Below are 20,003 nucleotides of genomic sequence, written 5' to 3'. Positions count from 1 at the left end.
AAATGGGGGCGTATCGATGAAGAGAGTTTGGGTTGCGGCGGCGCTTTTCGGCGCCATGACGTTTTCGACCACGGCAGCGGAGCTTCCGGCGGAGATCGTCAAGCGCGGCAGCATCAAGATGGCGGTGGTGCCGAACTATCCGCCGATGGAGTTTCGCGATCCCGCCACCAACGCGCTGTCGGGATTCGACATCGAGCTCGGCGACGCGATTGGCCGCAAGCTTGGCACCAAGATCGAATGGCAGGAAACCAGCTTTGCCGAGTTCCTGCCATCGATCCAGACGGGCCGGGTCGATGCCGTCCTGTCGGGCTTTACCGACTATGCGAGCCGTCACGAGATTGCGACGTTCGTCGACTATCTCCAGACCGGCCCGCGCTTTTTCGTGCAGCAGTCACGAGCGGCGGAATTCAAGGACATCGCCGCTCTCTGCGGCAAGAAGGTCGGCGCCAGCCGGCGCACCAAATATCCGGAACAGATTGCAAGCTGGAGCGAGAAGCACTGCGGCGGCAACCCCGTCACTTTCGTTGGCACCGACGGCTCCGGCGATGCACGTACCCAGCTCAAGCAGGGTCGCATCGACGCCGCCGTGCAGGGCAACGAGACGTTGCCCTACATCATGGATCTCGAGCCCAACGCCTATACGCCGGTCGGCGATGCCATCGCGCAGCAGTTCGTCGGCATTGCACTGCCGGTCAAGGAGAAGGGTCTTCAACAGGCGATGCTGGAAGCGGTTGACGCGCTGATCGCGGACGGCACCTACAAGACCCTGCTCGCCAAATGGAAACTGACCGACAACGGATTAGAGAAGGCAACCATCAATGCTGGACAGTAAGGCACTCCAGAGCATTCCGCTCACGCCCGCCAACACGGCCGACCCTGCGCCGGACTATCCCTGGCCGAAACCGTTTAATTCGGCGATGTTCCTGTCGTTCGACGTGGACGCCGAGAGCGCATGGACCAGCAAGGATGCCGCTCACGCCCGGCGGCTGATCACCATGAGCTATGGCGGCTTCGAGGCGCGCGTCGGCACGCCGAAGCTGCTGGAGCTGCTCGACCAGCTCGATCTCAAGGCCACTTTCTTCGTCACGGGCTGGTCGGTCGATGCGCATCCGGCGATGGCCGAATCGATCCTCAAGGCCGGCCACGAGATCGGCCATCACGGCTATCACCATCTGCTGCCGGATCCCGGCGATCCCTGGATCGAGGAGGAGCTGGAGCGCGGCTTCGAGGCGTTGAAGCGCCGGCTCGGTGTCAGGCCGACCGGCTATCGCGCGCCTTACGGCGAGTTTACGGAGGAGCTGCGTGTCGCGCTGGTGCGCCATGGCATCGTCTACACGTCCTCGTTCCGCGACGACGTCAGGCCGTATCGCCATCGCCTCGCCGACGGCAAGCCCGGCACGATCGAGCTGCCGGTCACCGCAAGCTATGACGACTGGATGCATGGCCTCTCCGCCCGCTTCAGCCCGCGCTCGATCTTCCCCAGGGAGCACGTGCTCTCGATCTGGAAGGACGAGCTCGACGAAACCAGGGACTGGGGCGCGATGGTGACGACGGTGCTGCATCCGCAATGCAGCGGCCGTCCGATGCGGCTGCGGCTGCTGCGCGAGTTCCTGACCTACGCAAAGTCGTGCCCGGACGTCTGGATCGCCACCGGCGAGAAGATCGCGGAGAACTTCCTCCGCCATGAGGCCGGTAACCGCTAGAGAGCGCCATGAGCCGCATCCTCGTCATCAACCCGAATTCCTCGGCCTCGGTAACGGCGGCGATCGACGAGGCGGTCGCGCCGCTGCGGATCGCCGGCGGGCCTGACATCGACGTGGTCGGTCTTGCCGAGGGCCCGCCCGGCATCTCGACCCAGCGCGATGCCGATAGCGTCGTGATGCCGTTGGTCAACCGCGTCTCGCGCGATGATGCGGATGCCTTCGTGCTGGCCTGCTTCAGCGATCCCGGCCTTCATGCGGTCCGCGAGGCGGCCGGTGGCCGCCCCGTGCTGGGCATCGCCGAGTGCGGCATTTTTCGCGCGCTGATGCTGGGCGAGCGTTTCGGCATCATCGCGCTGTCGCCGTCGAGCATCCGCCGTCAGCAGCGCATGGTGCGGGTCATGGGCGTCGACGGCCGCTATGCCGGAAGCTGGTCGGTGGGCGCGAGCGCGGCCGAGACGGCAGGTAGCGATATCCGGGGACGGCTGATCGAAGCCGGCCGCGCGCTGGTCACGCAGTGCCGCGCCGACGTCGTGGTGATGGGCTGCGCCGGCATGGCTTCGCATCGTGCGGCCATCGCGGATGCGATCGGCGTGCCCGTGGTCGAGCCGGCGCAACAGGCGGTTGCGGCTGCGATCGGCGCGATCTTGCTCAACACGTGACACGTCAGATGATGCCGTTCGATGTCTGGAAACATCTCAACCGCGCGCTCGCTGCACCTCTCCCGCTTGCGGGAGAGGTCGGCGCGAAGCGCCGGGTGAGGGCTCTCTCCTCTTGGGGGTTCTCGATTGTGGAGACACCCTCTCCCCAGCCCTCCCCCGCAAGCGGGGGAGGGAGCGCACCGCCGTCGCAGCTCAACATCGCCTTATGCAGGAGCTTCTCGTAATGCCCATCTCCCGCCGCTCGCTCCTCAAGGCCGCTGCCACCATGCCGGCGCTGTCGCTGCCGGGCATCGTCCGTGCCGAATCCCAGACCACGCTGCGCTTCATCCCCGTGATCGATCTCGCCTTCGTCGATCCCATCTACTCGACCGCGCAGGTGTCGCGAAACCACGGCTTCATGGTCTACGACACGCTCTACGGAATGAGCGCCTCGCTCCAGGTTTCGCCGCAGATGCTGTCGGGCCACGCGATCTCCGGCGACCAGCTGCAGTGGGACCTCAGCCTGCGCGACGGCCTGTTCTGGCACGACGGCGAGCGGGTGCTGGCGCGCGACTGCGTCGCCAGCATCCGCCGCTGGGCGGCGCGCGACGGCTTTGGCGGCGAGCTGATGGAAGCGACCGACGAGCTGTCCGCCGCCGACGACCGCACCATCCGTTTCCGTCTCAAGCGCCCGTTCCCGCTGCTGCCGCAGGCACTCGGCAAGGCCGCGATCAATGCCTGCTTCATGATGCCGGAGCGGCTGGCCAGCCAGGATCCGTTCAAGCCGCTGACCGAAGTCATCGGCAGTGGGCCGTTCCGCTACCTCGCCGACGAACGCGTGCAGGGCGCGCGCAATGCTTATGCCAAATTCGAGCGCTACCAGCCGCGCACCGACGGCAAGCCGGATTGGACCGCGGGTCCGAAGATCGTGCATTACGATCGCGTGGTCTGGACCACCACGCCCGACGCCGGCACCGGCGTTGCCGCGTTGCAGACCGGTGAGCAGGACTGGCAGGAGACCACGCCGCATGATCTGTTGCCGGTGATCAAGGCCGCCGGTGACATCGAGACGCGCATCCTCGATCCCAGAGGTTACGCCTGCATGCTGCGGCTCAATCACCTGCAGCCGCCGTTCGACAATCCGGCGGTCCGCCGCGCGCTCCTGGGTGCGATCGACCAGTCCGCGTTCATGACGGCGGTCGCCGGCGTCGATCCGGCGTTCCAGGTCTCGCCGATCGGCTACTTCGCGCCTGATACTCCGATGGCGAGCGAGGTCGGACTCGACGTGTTCCGCGGGCCGCGCGACTATGCCAAGGTCAAGGCCGACCTGAAGGCTGCCGGCTATAATGGCGAGAAGATCGTGGTGCTCGTGCCCACCAATTCGCTGGCGCAGAAGCCGCTCGGCGAGATCGCGGTCGACAGCTTGCGCAAGGCCGGCATGAACGTCGAATATGCCGGGCTCGATTTCGCCGTCGTGCTGCAGCGCCAGCTCAAGAAGGATCCGGTCGGACAGGGCGGCTGGAGCGCGGCAGTCGGCAACTGGCAGGGCATCGACTGGCTCAACCCGGCCGGCAACACCAACATCCGCGGCGAAGGCAAGGTCGCCGGCTGGTATGCAAGCCAGAAGATGGGGCCGCTGCGCAGCCAGTGGCTGGCCGCTTCGGAGCTCGCCGAGCAACAGCGCATCTGCCGCCAGATCCAGGCGGTGGCATTCGAGGAGATTCCCTACATCCCGATCGGCCTGTACAAGCAGCCGACCGCCTATCGCAAGGCCATCACCGGCATTCTCGACGGCACCGCCGTCTTCTGGAACGTACGCCCCGCATGAGCACCACAGCAATCTTCGGCAGCTACGTGCTGTCACGGAAAGACGGCGCGCAGGATGTGCTGCGCGACCATTGGGTCCTCGTCGAAGGCAAGAGGATCGCCGCAATCACGCGCGACAGGCCGCGCGCGGACGAGGTCCATGATCGTCCCGGTCGCTTCGTGCTGCCGGGCCTGCTCAATTTGCACAATCACTGCTTCAGCGAAGCGGTGGCGCGCAGCCACACCGAGGACGGCAACGGCCGCAAGAACAACCAGAGCATCGTCTACACGGTGCTGTTGCCGCTGACCAAGCGCGGCGCCGATCTGCTGTCGGCGGAAAAGCGCATGGCGGTGGCGCGGCTCGGCATCCTCCAACTGCTCAAAGGCGGCGCCACCACGGTGATGGAGCCGTTCCGCAATTCGATCCCTGAGATGTTCGACGCCGCCGAGGAGATGGGCATCCGCTTTTACGGTGCGCCCTATCTGTTCTCGACGTCGGATGCCAAGGCCGGCCCTGACGGCGTCGTGCAATATTCCGGCGATGACGGCGCCGCCGACATGGCGACGTGGGACGGGCTCTACCAGCGCTGGAACGATCGCGGCGAAGGCCGCATCAAGCTCGCCATGAGCCCGCATGCCACCGACACCTGCGGCCCCGACCTGCTGAAGGCCTGCGCCACGCGGGCGCGCGAGCTCGGTGTTCCCATCACCACGCACATGGCGCAGAGCCGCGCCGAGGTCGAGACCATCGGCAGGCGCTATGGCGGCCGCACGCCGGCGCAGTATCTGGACTGGCTCGGCCTGCTCGCGCCCGACCTGATGGCTGCGCACTGCATGTTCTCGAGCGACGACGATCTCAAGCTGATGGCGGCGCGCGGCATGACCGTGCTGAATTGCCCGCGCGTGTTCGCGCGCGCCGGCGTCACCGCGGCGTTCAGCCGTTTCGCCGAGCACGGCGTGCGCACCGTGGTCGGTACCGACGGCTACAACATGGACCTGCTCGGCGAGCTCAATGCGGCCTCGCTGATCTCGAAGGTCACTTCCGCGCGTGCCGATGTCGCGAACTCACCGGAGCTGATCGAGGCGAATACGGCCGTGGCCGCCGACGTGATCAAGCGCCCGGACCTCGGCCGGATCGAGCCCGGCGCGACGGCCGATCTCACCGTCGTCGATCTCACCCATCCGCATCTGCAGCCGCTGTTCGATCCCCGCCGCGCGCTGATCGCGCTCGCCAACCGCGCCAATATCGACCAGGTCATGGTCGACGGCCGCGTGCTGATCGATGAGGGTCGATATCTCGGCGCAGACGAAGCGGCGATCACCGCAGCAGGCAGCGCCGCGATCGGCAAGATCTGGGATTTGCCGGAGGCGCAGGCCGCGTTCAACGGCTGAGGGCCGGCTCGTCGAATTCCACGAGCGCCTTGCGCATGGTCTCGACCAGATCGAGCGCCACCGGCGAGGGGCTGCGTTGTGCGGGAAACACCGCGGAGAACTCGAAATCGATGCGTGGCAGGAAGCGGCGCACGACGACGCCGCGGGTCGAAAATTCCTGCGCGGTGAAGGGGTCGCAGATCGCGACGCCCAGTCCCGACGACACCATGCCGCACATGATCTCCGACAGCGCAGTCTCCACCCGCAGCACGCGGCGGACGTCGTGACGGTGGAAGATCTGGTCGACCAGGTGCCGGCTCGACGATCCCGCCGACAGCGAGATGAAGGTCTCGCCCTCGAAATCATGCGGCTCCAGCACCTCCTTTTCCGTGAGGCGATGGCCTGTCGGGAGCACCGCGACGCGCGCCGGCGCCGGCAGCTTCTGGCTGGGAAGGCCGGAATGCGCGATCGGCACCTCGGCAAAGCCGACGTCGCACTGATTGTTCAGCACCCAATCGACCACGATCGGCGAAATCACGCCGAAGAAGGCCAGGTTCAGATTGGGCCGCTGCTTCAGGAAGTGACCGGTGAGCCGCGGCAGATAGCCGTTCGCCAGCGCCGGCAGCGCGGCGATGCGCAGCGATCCGGTGCGGCGGCCACGGATTTCTTCGGCCGCGGCCGTGATGCGTTCGAGACCGACGAAGGAGCGCTCCACTTCGGTATAGAGCGCCATCGCCGCGGCGGTCGGCACGAGGCCGGTGCCGCGCCGTTCGAACAGCTCCATCTTCAACAGCGCCTGGAGGTCGCGCAGCAACCGGCTCACCGCCGGCTGCGTCACCGTCATCAGCGCCGCCGCCTCGGTGACGCTTCCGGTCAGCATGGTCGCGCGGAAGGCCTCAACCTGCCGCGAATTGATCCGTGCCATCCCAATTCCATCCATAACATTCAGGCATGCAGACGGTGCCATTATTCATTGGACGATGGAAGTATAGGTTGCGATCTTTTTCATCAGGACTGGAGACAGCCCGCTTTTTCGGCAGATTGGAGGGGTTCAACCTCCAGATCGCGCCAAAACCCGCCGAACGGGGGCCGGAGCCCTGTCTGAGCGGATTTGCGCGGAAGGAAATGCGGCAGGCGCCTCAGTCGGAGATTTTGGGCACGTCACCCCATCCCGGTATTGGAGATCGGACCATATGAAGACTCTCAGCCTTCTGACCGCGGCCAGCATCGCAGCGCTCATTGCCGTCCCATCGGCCGCCTCGGCCCAGCAAAAGACGCTCTACGTCGCCGGCTATGGCGGCTCGTTCGAGAAGACGATCCGCGACGAGGTGATCCCCACCTTCGAGAAGGAGAACGGCGTCAAGGTCGAATACGTCGCCGGCAACTCCACCGACACGCTGGCAAAGCTCCAGGCGCAGAAGGGCAATCAGCTGATCGACGTCGCCATCGTCGATGACGGCCCGATGTACCAGGCGATTCAGCTCGGCTTCTGCGGCAAGCTCGAGGGCCTGCCGGCGGATCTCTACGACACCGCGCGCTTCAAGGACGATCGCGCCGTCGCCATCGGCATCGTCGCGACCGGCCTGATGTACAACACCAAGGTGTTCAAGGAGAAAGGCTGGGCGCCGCCGACCTCCTGGAACGATTTGAAGGACACCAAATACGCAAAGCAGCTGGTGATCCCGCCGATCAACAACACCTACGGTCTCGAAGCGCTGGTGATGCTGTCGAAGATGAACGGCGGCGGCGAGACCAACGTCGATTCCGGCTTCAAGATCTTCAAGGAACAGATCAATCCGAACGTGCTCGCTTACGAGCCGTCGCCGGGCAAGATGACCGAGCTGTTCCAGTCCGGTCAGGCCGTGATCGCGGTGTGGGGCACCGGCCGCGTGCAGAGCTTTGCCAATACCGGCTTCCCGGTCGACTTCGTTTATCCCAAGGAAGGCGCCGCGACGCTGCTGACGACGGCGTGCCCGATCGCCAAGCCGAACGCCTCGCCGCTCGCGTCCAGCTTCGTCAAGATGCTGCTCGATCCCAAGATCCAGCTCGTGATGTTGAAGGAATACGGCTACGGCCCGGTGCTGAAATCGCTGGTGGTGCCGCCGGAGTTCGGCAAGATGGCGCCGATCGGCGAGCGCGCCGCCAAGCTGTATAATCCGGACTGGACCGTCATCAACGAGAAGCGCGAGGAGTGGACCAAGCGCTGGAATCGCGAGGTCGAGCGTTGATCTGATCGTCGCAGCGGAGACAGCGCATGGCCTATCTCGAGCTCGATCGGGTCGCCAAGCAGTTCGGGGCGCAGACTGTGGTCGACGACTTCAGTCTCGCCGTGGGCAAGGGGGAGTTCATCTCCTTCCTCGGCCCCTCCGGCTGCGGCAAGACGACGACCCTGCAGATGATCGCGGGCTTCCTCGATCCCACCCGCGGCGCGATCCGCCTGGAGGACAAGGACCTGACCGCGATTCATCCGGCCAAGCGCGGGCTCGGCATCGTGTTCCAGAGCTATGCGCTGTTTCCGCACATGACCGCGGCGGAAAATGTCGCCTTCGGTCTCGAGATGCGCAACGTGCCGCGCACTGAAAGAGCGGAGCGCGTTCGTGCCGCGTTGGCGATGGTGGGCCTCGCCGGCTTCGAGGACCGCCATCCCCGCCGCATGTCTGGCGGCCAGCAGCAGCGCGTGGCACTCGCCCGCGCGCTGGTGATCAAGCCGAGCGTGCTGCTGCTCGACGAGCCGCTGTCCAACCTCGACGCCAAGCTGCGCGAGGAGATGCAGATCGAGCTGCGCCAGATCCAGCGCACGATCGGCACCACCACGATCCTCGTCACCCACGACCAGAACGAGGCGATGTCGCTGTCCGACCGCATCGTGGTGATGAGCCAGGGCAAGATCGAGCAGATCGGCACGCCGCAGGAAACCTACGAGAAACCGGCCTCGGCTTTCGTCTCGCAGTTCCTTGGCAAGACCAACGATTTTGCCGCGGCTGTCGATCGGACCGCTACACCGGCGCGGGTGACGGCGGGCTCCTGGAGCGCGCCGGCCCCGGCGGGCCTCAGCGGCCCCGTCACCGTCAGCATTCGTCCTGAAAGAATTGGTTTCGGCGATGCCGGCCTCAGCGCAAAGATCGTCACGCGCATCTTCCAGGGCAACCACTGGCTGTTCCAGTGCGACAGCGAATGCGGTCCGGCGATCGTGATCCGCCAGAACGACGGCAAGGCGCAGCCGGCTGAAGGCGAGGCGGTTCGCCTCGTCTGGCGGCCGGAGGACATGAGCGTGCGCGCGAGGGCGGTCGCATGAGTGCGGTCGCCGAGGAACGCAGCGCGCGTGCGCCATGGGCGCTGACCGCGCCCGCTTTGATGCTGTTCGTCGGCGTGCTGCTGATTCCGCTGGCGATGACGGTGATGCTGTCGTTCCACGATTGGGGTCAGTACAAGGGCATCGAGCCGGTCTTCATCCTCAAGAACTGGCACGAGATCGCGACCGATCCCTATTACGCCGAAATGTTCTGGCGGACGTTTCGGATCGCGATCCTGACCACGCTGCTCACGGCCCTGCTCGGCGCGCCCGAGGCCTACATCCTCAACCGCATGGACGGTCGCTGGAAGAGCTTCTTCCTGCTGGTCATTCTCGGGCCGCTGCTGATCTCCGTGGTGGCGCGCACGCTCGGCTGGGCGCTGCTGTTCGGCGGCAACAATGGCCTCGTTAACAAGCTGTTGATGTCGCTCGGGGTGATGAAGTCGCCGATCCCCTTCATGTTCACCGAAACCGGCATGATCGTCGCGCTCGCGCATGTCATGATGCCGTTCATGGTGCTGTCGGTATGGGCGGCGCTGCAGCGGCTCGATCCGCAGATCGAGAACGCCGCGATGTCGCTTGGCGCCGGCCCCGTCACCATCATCCGCCGCATCATCATGCCGCAGATCATGCCGGGCGTGCTGTCGGGTGCGATCATCGTATTCTCGCTCTCGGCCAGCGCGTTCGCAACGCCGGCAATCATCGGCGGCCGCCGGCTCAAGGTCGCGGCGACGCTGGCCTATGACGAGTTCCTCAACACCCTGAACTGGCCGCTCGGTGCCGCCGTCGCCACGCTCCTGCTGATTGCGCTGGTGTTGATCGTCGTCGGCAGCAACGCGCTGATCGAGCGGCGCTACGCGGAGGTGTTCCGATGAGACGGAACGGTCCGCTCGCGCTGGTCTTCCATACATTCTTCGTCATCGTGATGGTGGCGCCGATCCTGGTGGTCTGCCTCGTCGCTTTCACGCCCGAGGGCTTCCTGTCGCTGCCGACCAACGGCTTCTCGCTGCGCTGGTTCAGGGCCATCGCGAACTACCCTGAATTCATCCACGCCTTCTGGGTCAGCCTTGGCCTCGGTGCGCTGTCGTCCTTCGTGGCGCTGCTGTTCGCGGTGCCCGCGGCGCTGGCGATTGCGCGCTATCGCTTCCGCGGCCGTGATGCGCTGGCGGCGCTGTTCCTGTCTCCGCTGATGATCCCGCATGTGGTGCTCGGCATCGCCTTCCTGCGCTTCTTCACCTCGGCCGGCCTCGGCGGCAGTTTTGCCGCGCTGATCATCGCGCATGTCATCATCGTGTTTCCGTTCGCGCTGCGGCTGACGCTGGCGGCGGCGACCGGCATGGACCGCACCGTCGAGATCGCGGCGGTCTCGCTCGGCGCCGGCGGCTGGACGCTGTTTCGCCGCGTGACCTTGCCGCTGATCCTGCCCGGCGTCATCAGCGGCTGGGCGCTCGCGTTCATCCAGTCCTTCGACGATCTCACCATGACCGTCTTCCTCGCCGCACCCGGTACCGAGACGTTGCCGGTGCGCATGTTCCTTTACATCCAGGACAACATCGATCCGCTGGTGACGTCGGTCTCGGCTTGCGTGATCGCCGTGACCATGACCGCCCTCATTCTGCTCGACCGCTTCTACGGGCTCGACCGTGTGCTCGCCGGCAAGAGTGGCGACACCGGACGATAGGAGAACCTCATGTCAGGAGAATACGACGTCGCCGTGGTCGGCGGCGGTCTGCTCGGCTCCGCCATTGCCTGGGGCCTCGGCCGGCTCGGCAAGAAGGTGGCCGTGCTCGACGAAGGCGACATCACCAAACGCGCCTCGCGCGCGAATTTTGCGCTGGTCTGGGTGCAGAGCAAGGGGCTCGGCATGCCCGCCTACACGGTGTGGACGGTGCAGGCGTCGCAAGCGTGGAGCAGGCTAGCTTCCGAACTGAAGCAGCAGACCGGGCTCGATGTCGCGCTTCAGCAGAACGGCGGCTTTCATCTCACGCTCGGCGAGGAGGAATTCGGCCAGCGCACCGAGCTGGTCAAGCGCATGCACAACCAGACCGGTGCTGCCGACTACAGGATGGAGATGCTCTCCGCATCCGAGGTGAAGAAGTCGCTGCCGCTGATCGGGCCGGACGTCTCCGGCGGAAGCTTTTGTCCGCTCGACGGCCACGTCAATTCGCTGAGGACCTTTCGCGCGTTCCATACCGGCTTCAGGGAATTCGGCATCGACTATCTTCCGGAGCGGCCGGTCTCGGCGATCAGCAAGCACGGCGGCGAGTTCAGCCTGACGACGCCGAAGGGCGAACTCCGCGCCGCAAAGATCGTGCTCGCCGCCGGCAACGCCAATCAGACGCTCGCGCCGATGGTCGGCCTCTACGCGCCGATGGGCCCCACGCGCGGCCAGATCGTCGTGACCGAGCGCACCATGCCGTTCCTCCCGCATCCCCTGACCACGATCCGCCAGACCGACGAGGGCACGGTGATGATCGGCGACAGCAAGGAGGACGAGCTGGACGATCGTACGCTGAAGCATTCGATCAGCGCGGTGATGACCGATCGCGCCCAGCGCATGTTCCCGCATTTGTCGCGGCTCAACGTGGTCAGGAGCTGGGCTGGCATCCGCGTCATGCCGCAGGACGGCTTTCCGATCTACGACCAGTCGGAGACCCATCCCGGCGCCTTCGTCGCCTGCTGCCATTCCGGCGTGACGCTCGCCTCCAACCATGCCTTCGAGATCGCGCGCATGGTGGCGCAGGGCGCGCTCGAGCCGGAGCTGGTCGGCGCGTTCTCCGCGAGCCGTTTTGGCGGCGCGGGCGCCGCGAACAAAAGCGGCTACTAGAGATATTGAGGAAGCCAGGATGTTTAAACGATCCGAACAGGACAAACGGCCAGAGCTGCAGATCTTCGTCGACGGCGTTGCCGTCGCGGCGCGTCAGGGCGACACGGTCTCTGCCGCGCTGCTGGCGTCCGGGGTTGACGCACGTCGCGCGACGGCGGTGAGCGGTGCGCCGCGTCTGCCCTATTGCATGATGGGCGTGTGCTTCGATTGCCTCGTCACCATCGACGGCGTTGGCAACCGCCAGGGCTGCCTCGTGCCCGTCGCCGAGGGCATGCACATCGAGATCCAGAAGGGCAAGCGGGAGATCGGACGATGACTGTGGCTCCCAAGCGCGAAGAGTACGACGTGGTGGTGATCGGCGCCGGGCCCGCCGGTCTCGCGGCTGCGTCGACCGCCGCCGAAGCTGGCCTCTCGACGCTGCTGCTCGACGAGAACATCGGTCCGGGAGGTCAGGTGTTTCGCGCCATCTCCTCGACGCCGGTGACCGACCGCAATCAGCTCGGCGCCGATTATTGGGTCGGTGCCGATCTGGTGCAGGCGCTGCGTGCAGGCACCGCCGAGGTCATTCATCGTGCCACGGTCTGGAGCCTCGATCGCAATCTCGATATCGCGGTCTCGGTCGGCGGCGCGTCCGCCTTCGTCAAGGCAAAGCGCGTGATCCTGGCGACCGGCGCGCTGGAGCGGCCGTTCCCGATCCCCGGCTGGACGCTGCCGGGCGTGATGACCGCCGGTGCCGCGCAGACCATGCTGAAATCGTCGGCGCTCGTGCCTGACGGCCGTACCGTGATCGCGGGGCAGGGGCCGCTGCTCTGGCTGCTTGCCGCTCAGATCCTGCGCCTCGGCGGCCGCATCGACCGTATTCTCGATACCACCGAGCGCCGCAATTATTTCGCCGCGCTGCCGCACGCCTTCGCGTTCCTGACCTCGCCCTATTTCGCCAAGGGCCTGTCGATGATGCGCGAGGTGAAGGCGAAGGTGCAGGTCGTCTCCGGCGTCACCGAGCTTGCGGCTTCCGGTGACGGCCAGCTCGCCAGCGTCAGCTATGTCGCGGGCGGCAAGCGCGAGACCATTGCAGCGGATTTGCTGCTGCTGCATCAGGGCGTCGTGCCCAACGTCAATCTGGCGATGTCCGCTGACGTCGAACATCGCTGGGATGATCTGCAGCTGTGCTGGTCGCCGGTGCTGGACGCGAGCGGCGCTTCGTCGGTCGCCGGCATTGCGATTGCCGGTGATGGCGCCGGCATCGGCGGTGCGAATGCCGCTGTGGTCCGTGGGCGGATTGCAGCGCGTGCAGCGGTGGAGGCGCTGGCGCCCGCGGCTGCGGCGAAGCTCGCGCCGATGGCAACGCTCCGCGCCGATCTCGCCAGGGCCGAGCGCGGCCGCGTCTTCCTCGACACGCTGTTCCGCCCCGCGCCGCAGTTCCGTATTCCCTCCGGCGACACCATCGTCTGTCGTTGCGAGGAGGTCACCGCAAAGGACGTACTCGATTCCGTCGCGATCGGCGCGACCGGGCCCAATCAACTGAAAGCCTATCGCCGCACCGGCATGGGCCCGTGCCAGGGCCGGCTCTGCGGCCTCACCGTCACCGAGCTGATGGCGCAAGCGCGCGGCAAGAGCCCGCAGGAGATCGGCTATTACCGCCTGCGGGCGCCGGTGAAACCGATCACGCTTGCCGAGCTCGCCGCCGTTCCGAAGAGCGAGGCCGACGTCAAGGCGGTGGTGCGCGGATGAGCAGAAACGTGGATGCGATCGTCATAGGCGGCGGCATCCACGGGTGCTCGACGGCGCTGCATCTGTGCCTCGCCGGCCTGAAGCCGGTGCTGATCGAGAAGGACTATGCCGGCCGCCATGCGTCCGGCGTCAATGCCGGCGGCGTCCGCCAGCTGGCCCGGCATATCCCTGAAATCCCGCTCTCGATCCGCTCGATGGGAATTTGGGAGAAGATCAAGGATCTTCTCGACGACAATTGCAGCTTCGAGAGCTACGGCCAGGTCCTTGTCGCGGAGAATGAGGAGGAACTCGCGGCCTGCCGCGCGCGGGTGGCCGAACTCAATGCGCTCGGCTTCACCCACGAAGAACTGATCGACGCGACCGAACTGCGACGGCTGGTGCCGGCCGTGGCCGAGACCTGTCCCGGCGGCGTGGTCTCGCGCCGCGACGGCGCCGCCAATCCGGCCCAGACGACGACGGCGTTCCGCCGCAAGGCCCAGCAGCTCGGCGCGACCGTGCGCGAGGGCGTCGCCGCCGGCAACATCCGGTACAGCGACGGGCTCTGGCACGTCGACGTCGGCACCGAAACCTTTGCCGCGCCGGTACTGGTCAACGCTGCCGGCGCCTGGGCCGGCAGGATCGCGGCCGATCTCGGCGAGCCGGTGCCGGTCGAGACCGTCGCGCCGATGCTGATGATCACCTCGCGCGTGCCGCACTTCATCGACCCCGTCGTGATCCTGCGCGGACGCAAGCTCTCCTTCAAGCAATTCTCCAACGGCACCGTGCTGATCGGCGGCGGCCATTTGGCGACGCCTGATCAGGACCGCAACGAGACCGTGCTGGACTGGAAGAGCCTCGCCACCAGCGCGCGCACCGTATTCGAGCTGTTCCCGGTGATGCGCAGCGCCACGATCGTTCGCGCCTGGGCCGGGATCGAGGCGAAGATGAAGGACGACATTCCCGTATTCGGGCCGAGCAGCCGCCACAAGGGGCTCTATCACCAGTTCGGTTTCTCGCTGCACGGCTTCCAGCTCGGCCCCGGCGCCGGCGCCGTGATGGCGGAACTGATCGTCAACGGCGGCACCCAGACCCGCATCGGCGATCTCGGCATCGACCGTTTCCATCCCACCACACTCTAGCAACAAGAGGACATCATGAGCATCACCCGCAGCATCCGCACGCCCATCATGCACCGCGCCGTCGAGGCCAACGGCTTCGTCTTCCTCGGCGGCACCATCGCCGACGACACCAGCGTTTCCATGGGCGACCAGACCCGCAACATCCTCGGCAAGATCGCCGGCTATCTGAAGGAAGCCGGCACCGACAAGAGCCGAATCGTCAGCGCTTCGATCTTCGTCACCGATCTCTCCAAGAAGAAGGAGATGGACGCGGCCTGGACCGAGTTCTTCGGCGACAATCTGCCGACCCGCGCTACCGTCGGCGTGGCCGATCTCGGCGGCAGCGCGCTGATCGAGGTGGTGGTGACTGCGCTCAAGGGCTGAGCAATGATCGGCGCCCTGGCCGCATTTGGCCGGGGGCGCCAGTCGCACGTTGCGTAGATGTAATGTGCCTGGCGGCCGCGGGCCTTGACCGGCGGCCGTTTCCTTTTAACGGTAGAGGAATCGGCTGGAGCGCCCTATGTCCTCGCAGGTCAACAGCAGCAAGCTCGCGGTTAAATTTCGCTGTCCAAGAGAGCTTGAAGGCCTGCTGCCGCAGCCGGTTCCTGCCAATCTCGGCGTCCCCGACTGGCTCAAGTCGATGCCCGGCTCGGCCTTCAGCGCTCTCAATCAGCAGGACGACGACACGGTCAAGCGCTGTCCGCCCTTCATCGACGCGATGACGTGCGGTTTCCTGATCCCGCTGATCTGCGATCTCCGCGTAGAGGATGGCGAGATCAGCTGGGACAACGACGTCCCCCCTGGCGGAGAAGTCGATTTTCCACGCTCGCCTGTCAGCTTCCACGACCAGAACCAGCTCACCGGCTCCCCGCTGTTCGAGGCCGATCGCTTCGTCATCAAGTTTCACAATCTCTGGACCATCGAGGCCCCGGAAGGCTATGCGCTCTTCTTCACCCATCCGGTGAATCGCCTCGATCTTCCTTTCACCACGCTGAGCGGCCTTGTCGATTGCGATCGCTATCGCGACAACTGGATCCATTTTCCGGCGCATTGGCACAACATGGACTTTCGCGGCGTGTTGCCGAAGGGCACGCCGATCGCGCAGTGCATTCCGGTCAAGCGCGAAGGTTGGACATTGCAGACGTCGACGTTCACGCCGGAAGAGTCGCAGAAGCTCCACGCTCTCCGCGGCTCGCTGAAGCGCGAGTCCGGGGTTTACCGTCGCAAATTCAGGGCGTAGCCGACCGCTCCTGGTCGCGTTCCAAAAATCTCGCTGCCGCGCTCGGGCGGAAGAAGAAGCGGCCGCGGGATGACGTCGCCAATGCGAAGGCGGCGCGGCCGAGCATGTGTGGCCGTCCGCGAACGATGGCGCGAAGCGCCGCCTCGCCGCGGTCGCGCTCACCCATTTCGAGCAGGCACATTGCGAGATTGGCCCGGGACGGCGCGTCGTCGGGACGGAGCGCAAGCGCGTGGCGGTAGGTCTCGGCTGCTTGCGCGTAGGCGCCGTCGAGAAACTCGGCTCCGGCCAGTTCCGCCAGGATGTCGGCACGTCCCGGCGCGGCAGCCCGGGCGGCGGCCAGCACGGCGCGCGCACTGCGCCGATCGTTGTTCCGCAGATGCAGGCGTCCGAGGTCGAGTTGCAGGTCGGTCAGACCCGGGGCAAGCGTGATGGCCTGCGCCATGGTCTCGATGGCCTCACCGGTGTCCCCGCCGTTCGCAAGCTGTCCGGCCAATTCCTGGAATGCAGGCAGATAGGGCGGGCGGCGTGCTGCGGTGCGGCGCAGCTGGGCGATCCCGTCCGACGACCGCCGCGCATGACATAGGACGTGACCGAGCAATGTCTCGATTTCCGGATCGTTGGCGCGCCGAGCGGCCTTTTCCAGCGGCGCAATCGCCTGGTCGGCGCGCTGCTGGCCGAGCAAGGCATGGCCCAGGATCAGCACGGCGTTGCGGTCGTTGCGATTCGCTTTCAGGGCTTCGTTTGCAAGCCGGCTTGCGGTGTCGAACTGCCTGGCGCGCAATGCCAGGAAGGCCTGCTGAAGCAGTTGGGCGAGGGCGCTGTTCGGCTTGCCGCTCACGAAATGGCCTTCTGGCTGAGACACCCGCTCTGCCCTTACCGCGCGTCCTGCGCGATGTCCATTGCCCTTGATCCCGCAGCGCGCTGGGTTTATGAGCAATGCCGCAACCAGGAATTTCGCACCCATGGATTTCACCCCGACCGCAACGCTCATCCGCCTTGCTCACGGGGAATTCCATGCCTGCTTCAGTCATCCTGTCGAACCTCTCGCTGTCCACGCCTGACGGCCGTTCTCTTCTCTCCGACATCGATCTGACATTCGCGGCCGAGCGAACCGGTCTCGTCGGCCGCAACGGCATCGGGAAGACGACGCTGCTGGCGTCGATTGCGGGCGATCAGCTTCCGCAGTCCGGACGCGTTCTGATCAATGGCAGCATCGGCCTGCTGCGCCAGGACGTGCAATTGCCCGCGGGCGCGACCGTGGCCGATCTGTTCGGCGTGCGGCCGGCGCTCGAGCTGCTGCGCCGCGCCGAGCGCGGCGACGCCTCGGCCGACGACATCGCCTCGATCGATTGGACGCTCGAGGGGCGGCTGGAGACTGCCCTCGCGCAACTCGGATTCGATCCGTCTTCCGATACGGAGCTGTCGTGTCTGTCCGGCGGGCAGATCACGCGGGTTCGTCTCGCCGCGCTGGTCTTTGCCGGTCCCGACTTCCTGTTGCTGGACGAGCCCACCAACAACCTGGACCGCGCCGGCCGCCAGGCCGTGATCGATCTCCTTGCGGCCTGGCGCGGCGGCGCGATCGTCGTCAGCCACGATCGGAACCTGCTCGACGCGATGGATGCGATCGTCGAGCTGACGTCGCTTGGAGCCAGACGATACGGCGGCAATTGGAGCAGGTTTCGCGAACAGAAGGCCGTCGAACTCGCTGCCGTCAGGCACGACCTTGCTCATGCCGAGAGGCGGCTGTCCGAGATCGACGGGAAGGCGCAGCAAGCCGCGGAGAGAAAAGCGCGCAAGGACAGCGGCGGCAGGAAGAAGAGCGCCAGGGGCGACATGCCGCGGATCCTGGCCGGAGCGCGCAAGGATCGCAGCGAGGATAGCGGCGGCAGGAATGCACAGGTCGCCGAGCGGCAGCGTGCTGAGGCGCTTCAAGCCGTCGACGTGGCGCGCCGGCGCGTCGAAATTCTGCAGCCGCTCTCGGTCAAGCTGCCCGCGACCGGCTTGCCGGCGGGCAGGGAGGTGGTTTGGCTCGACGGCGTCAGCGCCGGCTATCGGCCGGAGCAACCGGTCCTGCGCGACATCTCATTCGCCGTCGTCGGGCCGGAGCGCATCGCGCTGGTCGGACCCAATGGCTCCGGCAAGACGACGCTGCTGAAACTGATCTCGGGCGAACTGCGCCCGCTATCGGGCAACGTGCGGGTCAGGCCGGATTTCGCGCTGTTCGACCAGAAGGTCAGCCTGCTCGATCCCGCGCTCACCATTCTGGGAAATTTTCAGCGCCTCAACCCGCAGGCGGGTGCGAACGAGTGCCATGCCGCGCTGGCGCGGTTCATGTTTCGCGCCGATGCGGCCTTGCAAATCGCGGGAAGCCTGAGTGGCGGGCAGATGTTCCGCGCGGGCCTTGCCTGCGTGTTGGGTGGAGCATCGCCGCCTTCGCTGCTGATCCTGGACGAGCCGACCAATCATCTCGATATCGAGTCCATCGAAGCGGTCGAGGCGGGCTTGCGGGCCTATGACGGCGCGCTGCTCGTCGTCAGTCATGACGAAGCGTTCCTGCAGGCGATCGGGATGACGCGGAGGATCGATCTTGCCGCCAAGTTGCGGAGTACCCATGGCGGGATCCTCTGATCCCGCCCGGCGGCCCTGACGGCAGTGATTTTCAAAAACCCGACGCCCTGCCCCCAGCGCGTCGGGTGGAAAAAATGAGTATCAATCCGTGATCTCAACGCGATCGTTGTGACGCGTTCCGCGGCATTTGGCCATTCCGGGAAACTACCGCATCGGAATCGCGTGGAGCCGGCTCGTTTGCAACCTAGGATGCGGCACTCCCGCCCGGCTCCAGCGCCTCGCCCATCTCCAGCGGATGGGCCATGGTCTCGTGCAGCGCATTGCGATCGAGCTCGCCCTCGGAGATGCTGATGACGACGCAGGCGACGCCGTTGCCGATCAGATTGGTCAGCGCGCGGCATTCGCTCATGAATTTGTCGATGCCGACCAGGATCGCGATCGACTGGATCGGAATGTCGGGCACGATCGACAGCGTCGCGGCGAGCGTGATGAAGCCGGCCCCGGTCACGCCGGAGGCACCCTTCGAGGTGATCATGGCAATGCCCAGAATGCCGAGCTCCTGCCAGATGGTCAGATGGGTGTTGGTCGCCTGCGCCAAAAACAGAGTCGCCAGCGTCATGTAGATGTTGGTGCCGTCGAGGTTGAAGCTGTAGCCGGTCGGGATGACGAGGCCGACCACGGAGCGCGAGGCGCCGAGATGCTCCATCTTCTGGATCATCTGCGGCAGCACCGTCTCCGAGGACGACGTGCCGAGCACGATCAGCAGCTCGTCCTTGATGTAGGCGATGAAGCGCAGGATCGAGAAGCCGGCGAGCCGCGCGATCGCACCCAGCACCACGACCACGAACAGGATGCTGGTCAGATAGAACGTGCCGATCAGGGCGGCGAGATTGAGCAGCGAGCCGAGGCCGTAGGCGCCGACGGTGAACGCCATCGCGCCGAAGGCGCCGATCGGCGCGACGCGCACGATGATGCGGATGATGCCGAAGAACATCTTGGCGGCCTTGTCGATCGCCTCCGCGATGGGCTCGCCGGCCTTGCCGAGAAAGGCGATGGCGAAGCCTGAGAGGATCGAGACCAGCAACACCTGCAACAGGTCGCCGCGCGCGATCGCGCCGACATAGCTGTCGGGAATGATCCCCAACAGATGGGCGACGATGCCGTCTTCGTGGGCCTTGGTGACGTATGACGCCACCGATTTCGGATCGATCGTGGCGGGATCGATGTTGAAGCCGTGCCCGGGCTGCAGCACCTCGCCGACCAGCAGGCCGATGGCGAGCGCGACGGTCGAGACAGTCTCGAAATAGATCAGTGACTTCAAACCGACCCGGCCGACGCGCTTGAGGTCGCCCATCGAGGAGATGCCGTGCACCACGGTGCAGAAGATGACAGGCGCGATCATCATCTTGATCAGCGCGATGAAGCCGTCGCCAAGCGGCTTCAAGGCCTTGCCGAGATCGGGATAGAAATAGCCGATCAGCACGCCGAGCGCGATTGCGATCAACACCTGGACGTAGAGGATCTTGTACCAGGGCTGGTGCCGGGGATGGATGGCTGGCTGGATCGCGATCTGTGTCATGGAGTGGCCCCGGAACGCATTGATTTTGCGTGATTTCGAGTCTGAATATGCCTTGCATCATGTGATGGCCGCCGTAGAAGCGACAATCACTTTTTTGTCTGTTTGCACGAAGATCGGTCGCTGCACCGCAACTGGGGGACATGTCGACCGC

19 protein-coding genes are annotated in these 20,003 nt (G+C 65.7%); 16 read left to right on the top strand and 3 right to left on the bottom strand.

The genetic code is table 11. The annotated features are described in order from the left end of the window. The first annotated feature begins 16 nt into the window (after positions 1 to 16). The 5 genes from CIT40_RS29075 to CIT40_RS29055 all read left to right on the top strand — a co-directional run bounded on the left by CIT40_RS29075 (position 17) and on the right by CIT40_RS29055 (position 5,539). Positions 17 to 832 carry an ABC transporter substrate-binding protein gene (locus tag CIT40_RS29075; RefSeq protein WP_094893337.1) on the top strand — a complete coding sequence of 272 codons (816 nt, stop codon included), beginning with the start codon at positions 17 to 19 and terminating at the stop codon, positions 830 to 832. Then, positions 819 to 1,703, top strand: a complete 885-nt coding sequence (locus CIT40_RS29070; protein ID WP_094893338.1) for a polysaccharide deacetylase family protein — start codon at positions 819 to 821, stop codon at positions 1,701 to 1,703. The genes CIT40_RS29075 and CIT40_RS29070 overlap by 14 nt, the downstream gene beginning before the upstream one ends. 8 nt (positions 1,704 to 1,711) lie before the next feature. Further along, complete coding sequence (locus tag CIT40_RS29065) at positions 1,712 to 2,362, top strand: aspartate/glutamate racemase family protein (RefSeq protein ID WP_094893339.1); 651 nt, start codon at positions 1,712 to 1,714, stop codon at positions 2,360 to 2,362. A 223-nt stretch (positions 2,363 to 2,585) separates the two neighbouring features. Beyond that, a complete protein-coding gene (locus CIT40_RS29060) occupies positions 2,586 to 4,169 on the top strand; it encodes an ABC transporter substrate-binding protein (RefSeq protein ID WP_094893544.1) in 1,584 nt (527 codons plus the stop codon). Then, positions 4,166 to 5,539, top strand: coding sequence for an amidohydrolase family protein (locus tag CIT40_RS29055; protein ID WP_094893340.1), 1,374 nt, complete (start codon positions 4,166 to 4,168; stop codon positions 5,537 to 5,539). Before CIT40_RS29060 ends, CIT40_RS29055 begins: the two co-directional genes overlap by 4 nt. On the opposite strand, the gene CIT40_RS29050 is transcribed toward CIT40_RS29055, so the two are convergent. After that, complete coding sequence (locus tag CIT40_RS29050) at positions 5,529 to 6,443, bottom strand: LysR substrate-binding domain-containing protein (protein WP_094893341.1); 915 nt, start codon at positions 6,441 to 6,443, stop codon at positions 5,529 to 5,531. The two genes, CIT40_RS29055 and CIT40_RS29050, sit on opposite strands and share 11 nt — an antisense overlap. Positions 6,444 to 6,711: 268 nt before the next feature. On the opposite strand from CIT40_RS29050, the gene CIT40_RS29045 reads away from it, so the two are divergent. From CIT40_RS29045 to CIT40_RS29000, 10 genes are all read left to right on the top strand, one after another. Further along, positions 6,712 to 7,746, top strand: coding sequence for an ABC transporter substrate-binding protein (locus CIT40_RS29045; RefSeq protein WP_094893342.1), 1,035 nt, complete (start codon positions 6,712 to 6,714; stop codon positions 7,744 to 7,746). A gap of 26 nt (positions 7,747 to 7,772) precedes the next feature. Then, positions 7,773 to 8,813, top strand: coding sequence for an ABC transporter ATP-binding protein (locus CIT40_RS29040; RefSeq protein ID WP_094893343.1), 1,041 nt, complete (start codon positions 7,773 to 7,775; stop codon positions 8,811 to 8,813). Then, the gene (locus tag CIT40_RS29035) at positions 8,810 to 9,685 is read left to right on the top strand and encodes an ABC transporter permease (RefSeq protein ID WP_094893344.1); all 876 of its coding nucleotides are present in this window, start codon (positions 8,810 to 8,812) and stop codon (positions 9,683 to 9,685) included. The genes CIT40_RS29040 and CIT40_RS29035 overlap by 4 nt, the downstream gene beginning before the upstream one ends. Next, entirely contained in the window at positions 9,682 to 10,491 is an 810-nt protein-coding gene (locus tag CIT40_RS29030; protein WP_094893345.1) for an ABC transporter permease, read from the top strand. The genes CIT40_RS29035 and CIT40_RS29030 overlap by 4 nt, the downstream gene beginning before the upstream one ends. Before the next feature lie 9 nt (positions 10,492 to 10,500). Next, positions 10,501 to 11,637 carry an NAD(P)/FAD-dependent oxidoreductase gene (locus tag CIT40_RS29025; RefSeq protein ID WP_094893346.1) on the top strand — a complete coding sequence of 379 codons (1,137 nt, stop codon included), beginning with the start codon at positions 10,501 to 10,503 and terminating at the stop codon, positions 11,635 to 11,637. 19 nt (positions 11,638 to 11,656) lie between these two features. Continuing rightward, entirely contained in the window at positions 11,657 to 11,953 is a 297-nt protein-coding gene (locus tag CIT40_RS29020; protein ID WP_094893347.1) for a (2Fe-2S)-binding protein, read from the top strand. After that, complete coding sequence (locus tag CIT40_RS29015; RefSeq protein ID WP_094893348.1) at positions 11,950 to 13,368, top strand: FAD/NAD(P)-dependent oxidoreductase; 1,419 nt, start codon at positions 11,950 to 11,952, stop codon at positions 13,366 to 13,368. The genes CIT40_RS29020 and CIT40_RS29015 overlap by 4 nt, the downstream gene beginning before the upstream one ends. Beyond that, on the top strand, positions 13,365 to 14,486 hold the full coding sequence (locus CIT40_RS29010) for an NAD(P)/FAD-dependent oxidoreductase (RefSeq protein WP_094893349.1): 1,122 nt from the start codon (positions 13,365 to 13,367) through the stop codon (positions 14,484 to 14,486). The genes CIT40_RS29015 and CIT40_RS29010 overlap by 4 nt, the downstream gene beginning before the upstream one ends. 15 nt (positions 14,487 to 14,501) lie before the next feature. Then, positions 14,502 to 14,849: a RidA family protein gene (locus CIT40_RS29005; protein WP_038951035.1), complete on the top strand. Its 348-nt coding sequence runs from the start codon at positions 14,502 to 14,504 to the stop codon at positions 14,847 to 14,849. A 136-nt stretch (positions 14,850 to 14,985) separates the two neighbouring features. Next, positions 14,986 to 15,705 carry a hypothetical protein gene (locus tag CIT40_RS29000; protein WP_094893350.1) on the top strand — a complete coding sequence of 240 codons (720 nt, stop codon included), beginning with the start codon at positions 14,986 to 14,988 and terminating at the stop codon, positions 15,703 to 15,705. Here the strand turns inward: CIT40_RS29000 and CIT40_RS28995 are convergent. Continuing rightward, a complete protein-coding gene (locus CIT40_RS28995) occupies positions 15,695 to 16,543 on the bottom strand; it encodes a tetratricopeptide repeat protein (protein ID WP_414645434.1) in 849 nt (282 codons plus the stop codon). The genes CIT40_RS29000 and CIT40_RS28995 overlap by 11 nt on opposite strands. Positions 16,544 to 16,719: 176 nt before the next feature. Between CIT40_RS28995 and CIT40_RS28990 the strand changes: the two genes are divergently transcribed. After that, the gene (locus tag CIT40_RS28990) at positions 16,720 to 18,333 is read left to right on the top strand and encodes an ABC-F family ATP-binding cassette domain-containing protein (protein ID WP_094893351.1); all 1,614 of its coding nucleotides are present in this window, start codon (positions 16,720 to 16,722) and stop codon (positions 18,331 to 18,333) included. 184 nt (positions 18,334 to 18,517) lie between these two features. Here the strand turns inward: CIT40_RS28990 and CIT40_RS28985 are convergent, their stop codons facing one another. Then, entirely contained in the window at positions 18,518 to 19,852 is a 1,335-nt protein-coding gene (locus CIT40_RS28985; RefSeq protein ID WP_094893352.1) for a dicarboxylate/amino acid:cation symporter, read from the bottom strand. Between the last annotated feature and the right edge of the window lie 151 nt (positions 19,853 to 20,003).

Source organism: Bradyrhizobium amphicarpaeae (assembly GCF_002266435.3).
Lineage (GTDB): Bacteria > Pseudomonadota > Alphaproteobacteria > Rhizobiales > Xanthobacteraceae > Bradyrhizobium > Bradyrhizobium amphicarpaeae.
This window is presented reverse-complemented; position numbering and strand designations above follow the sequence as displayed.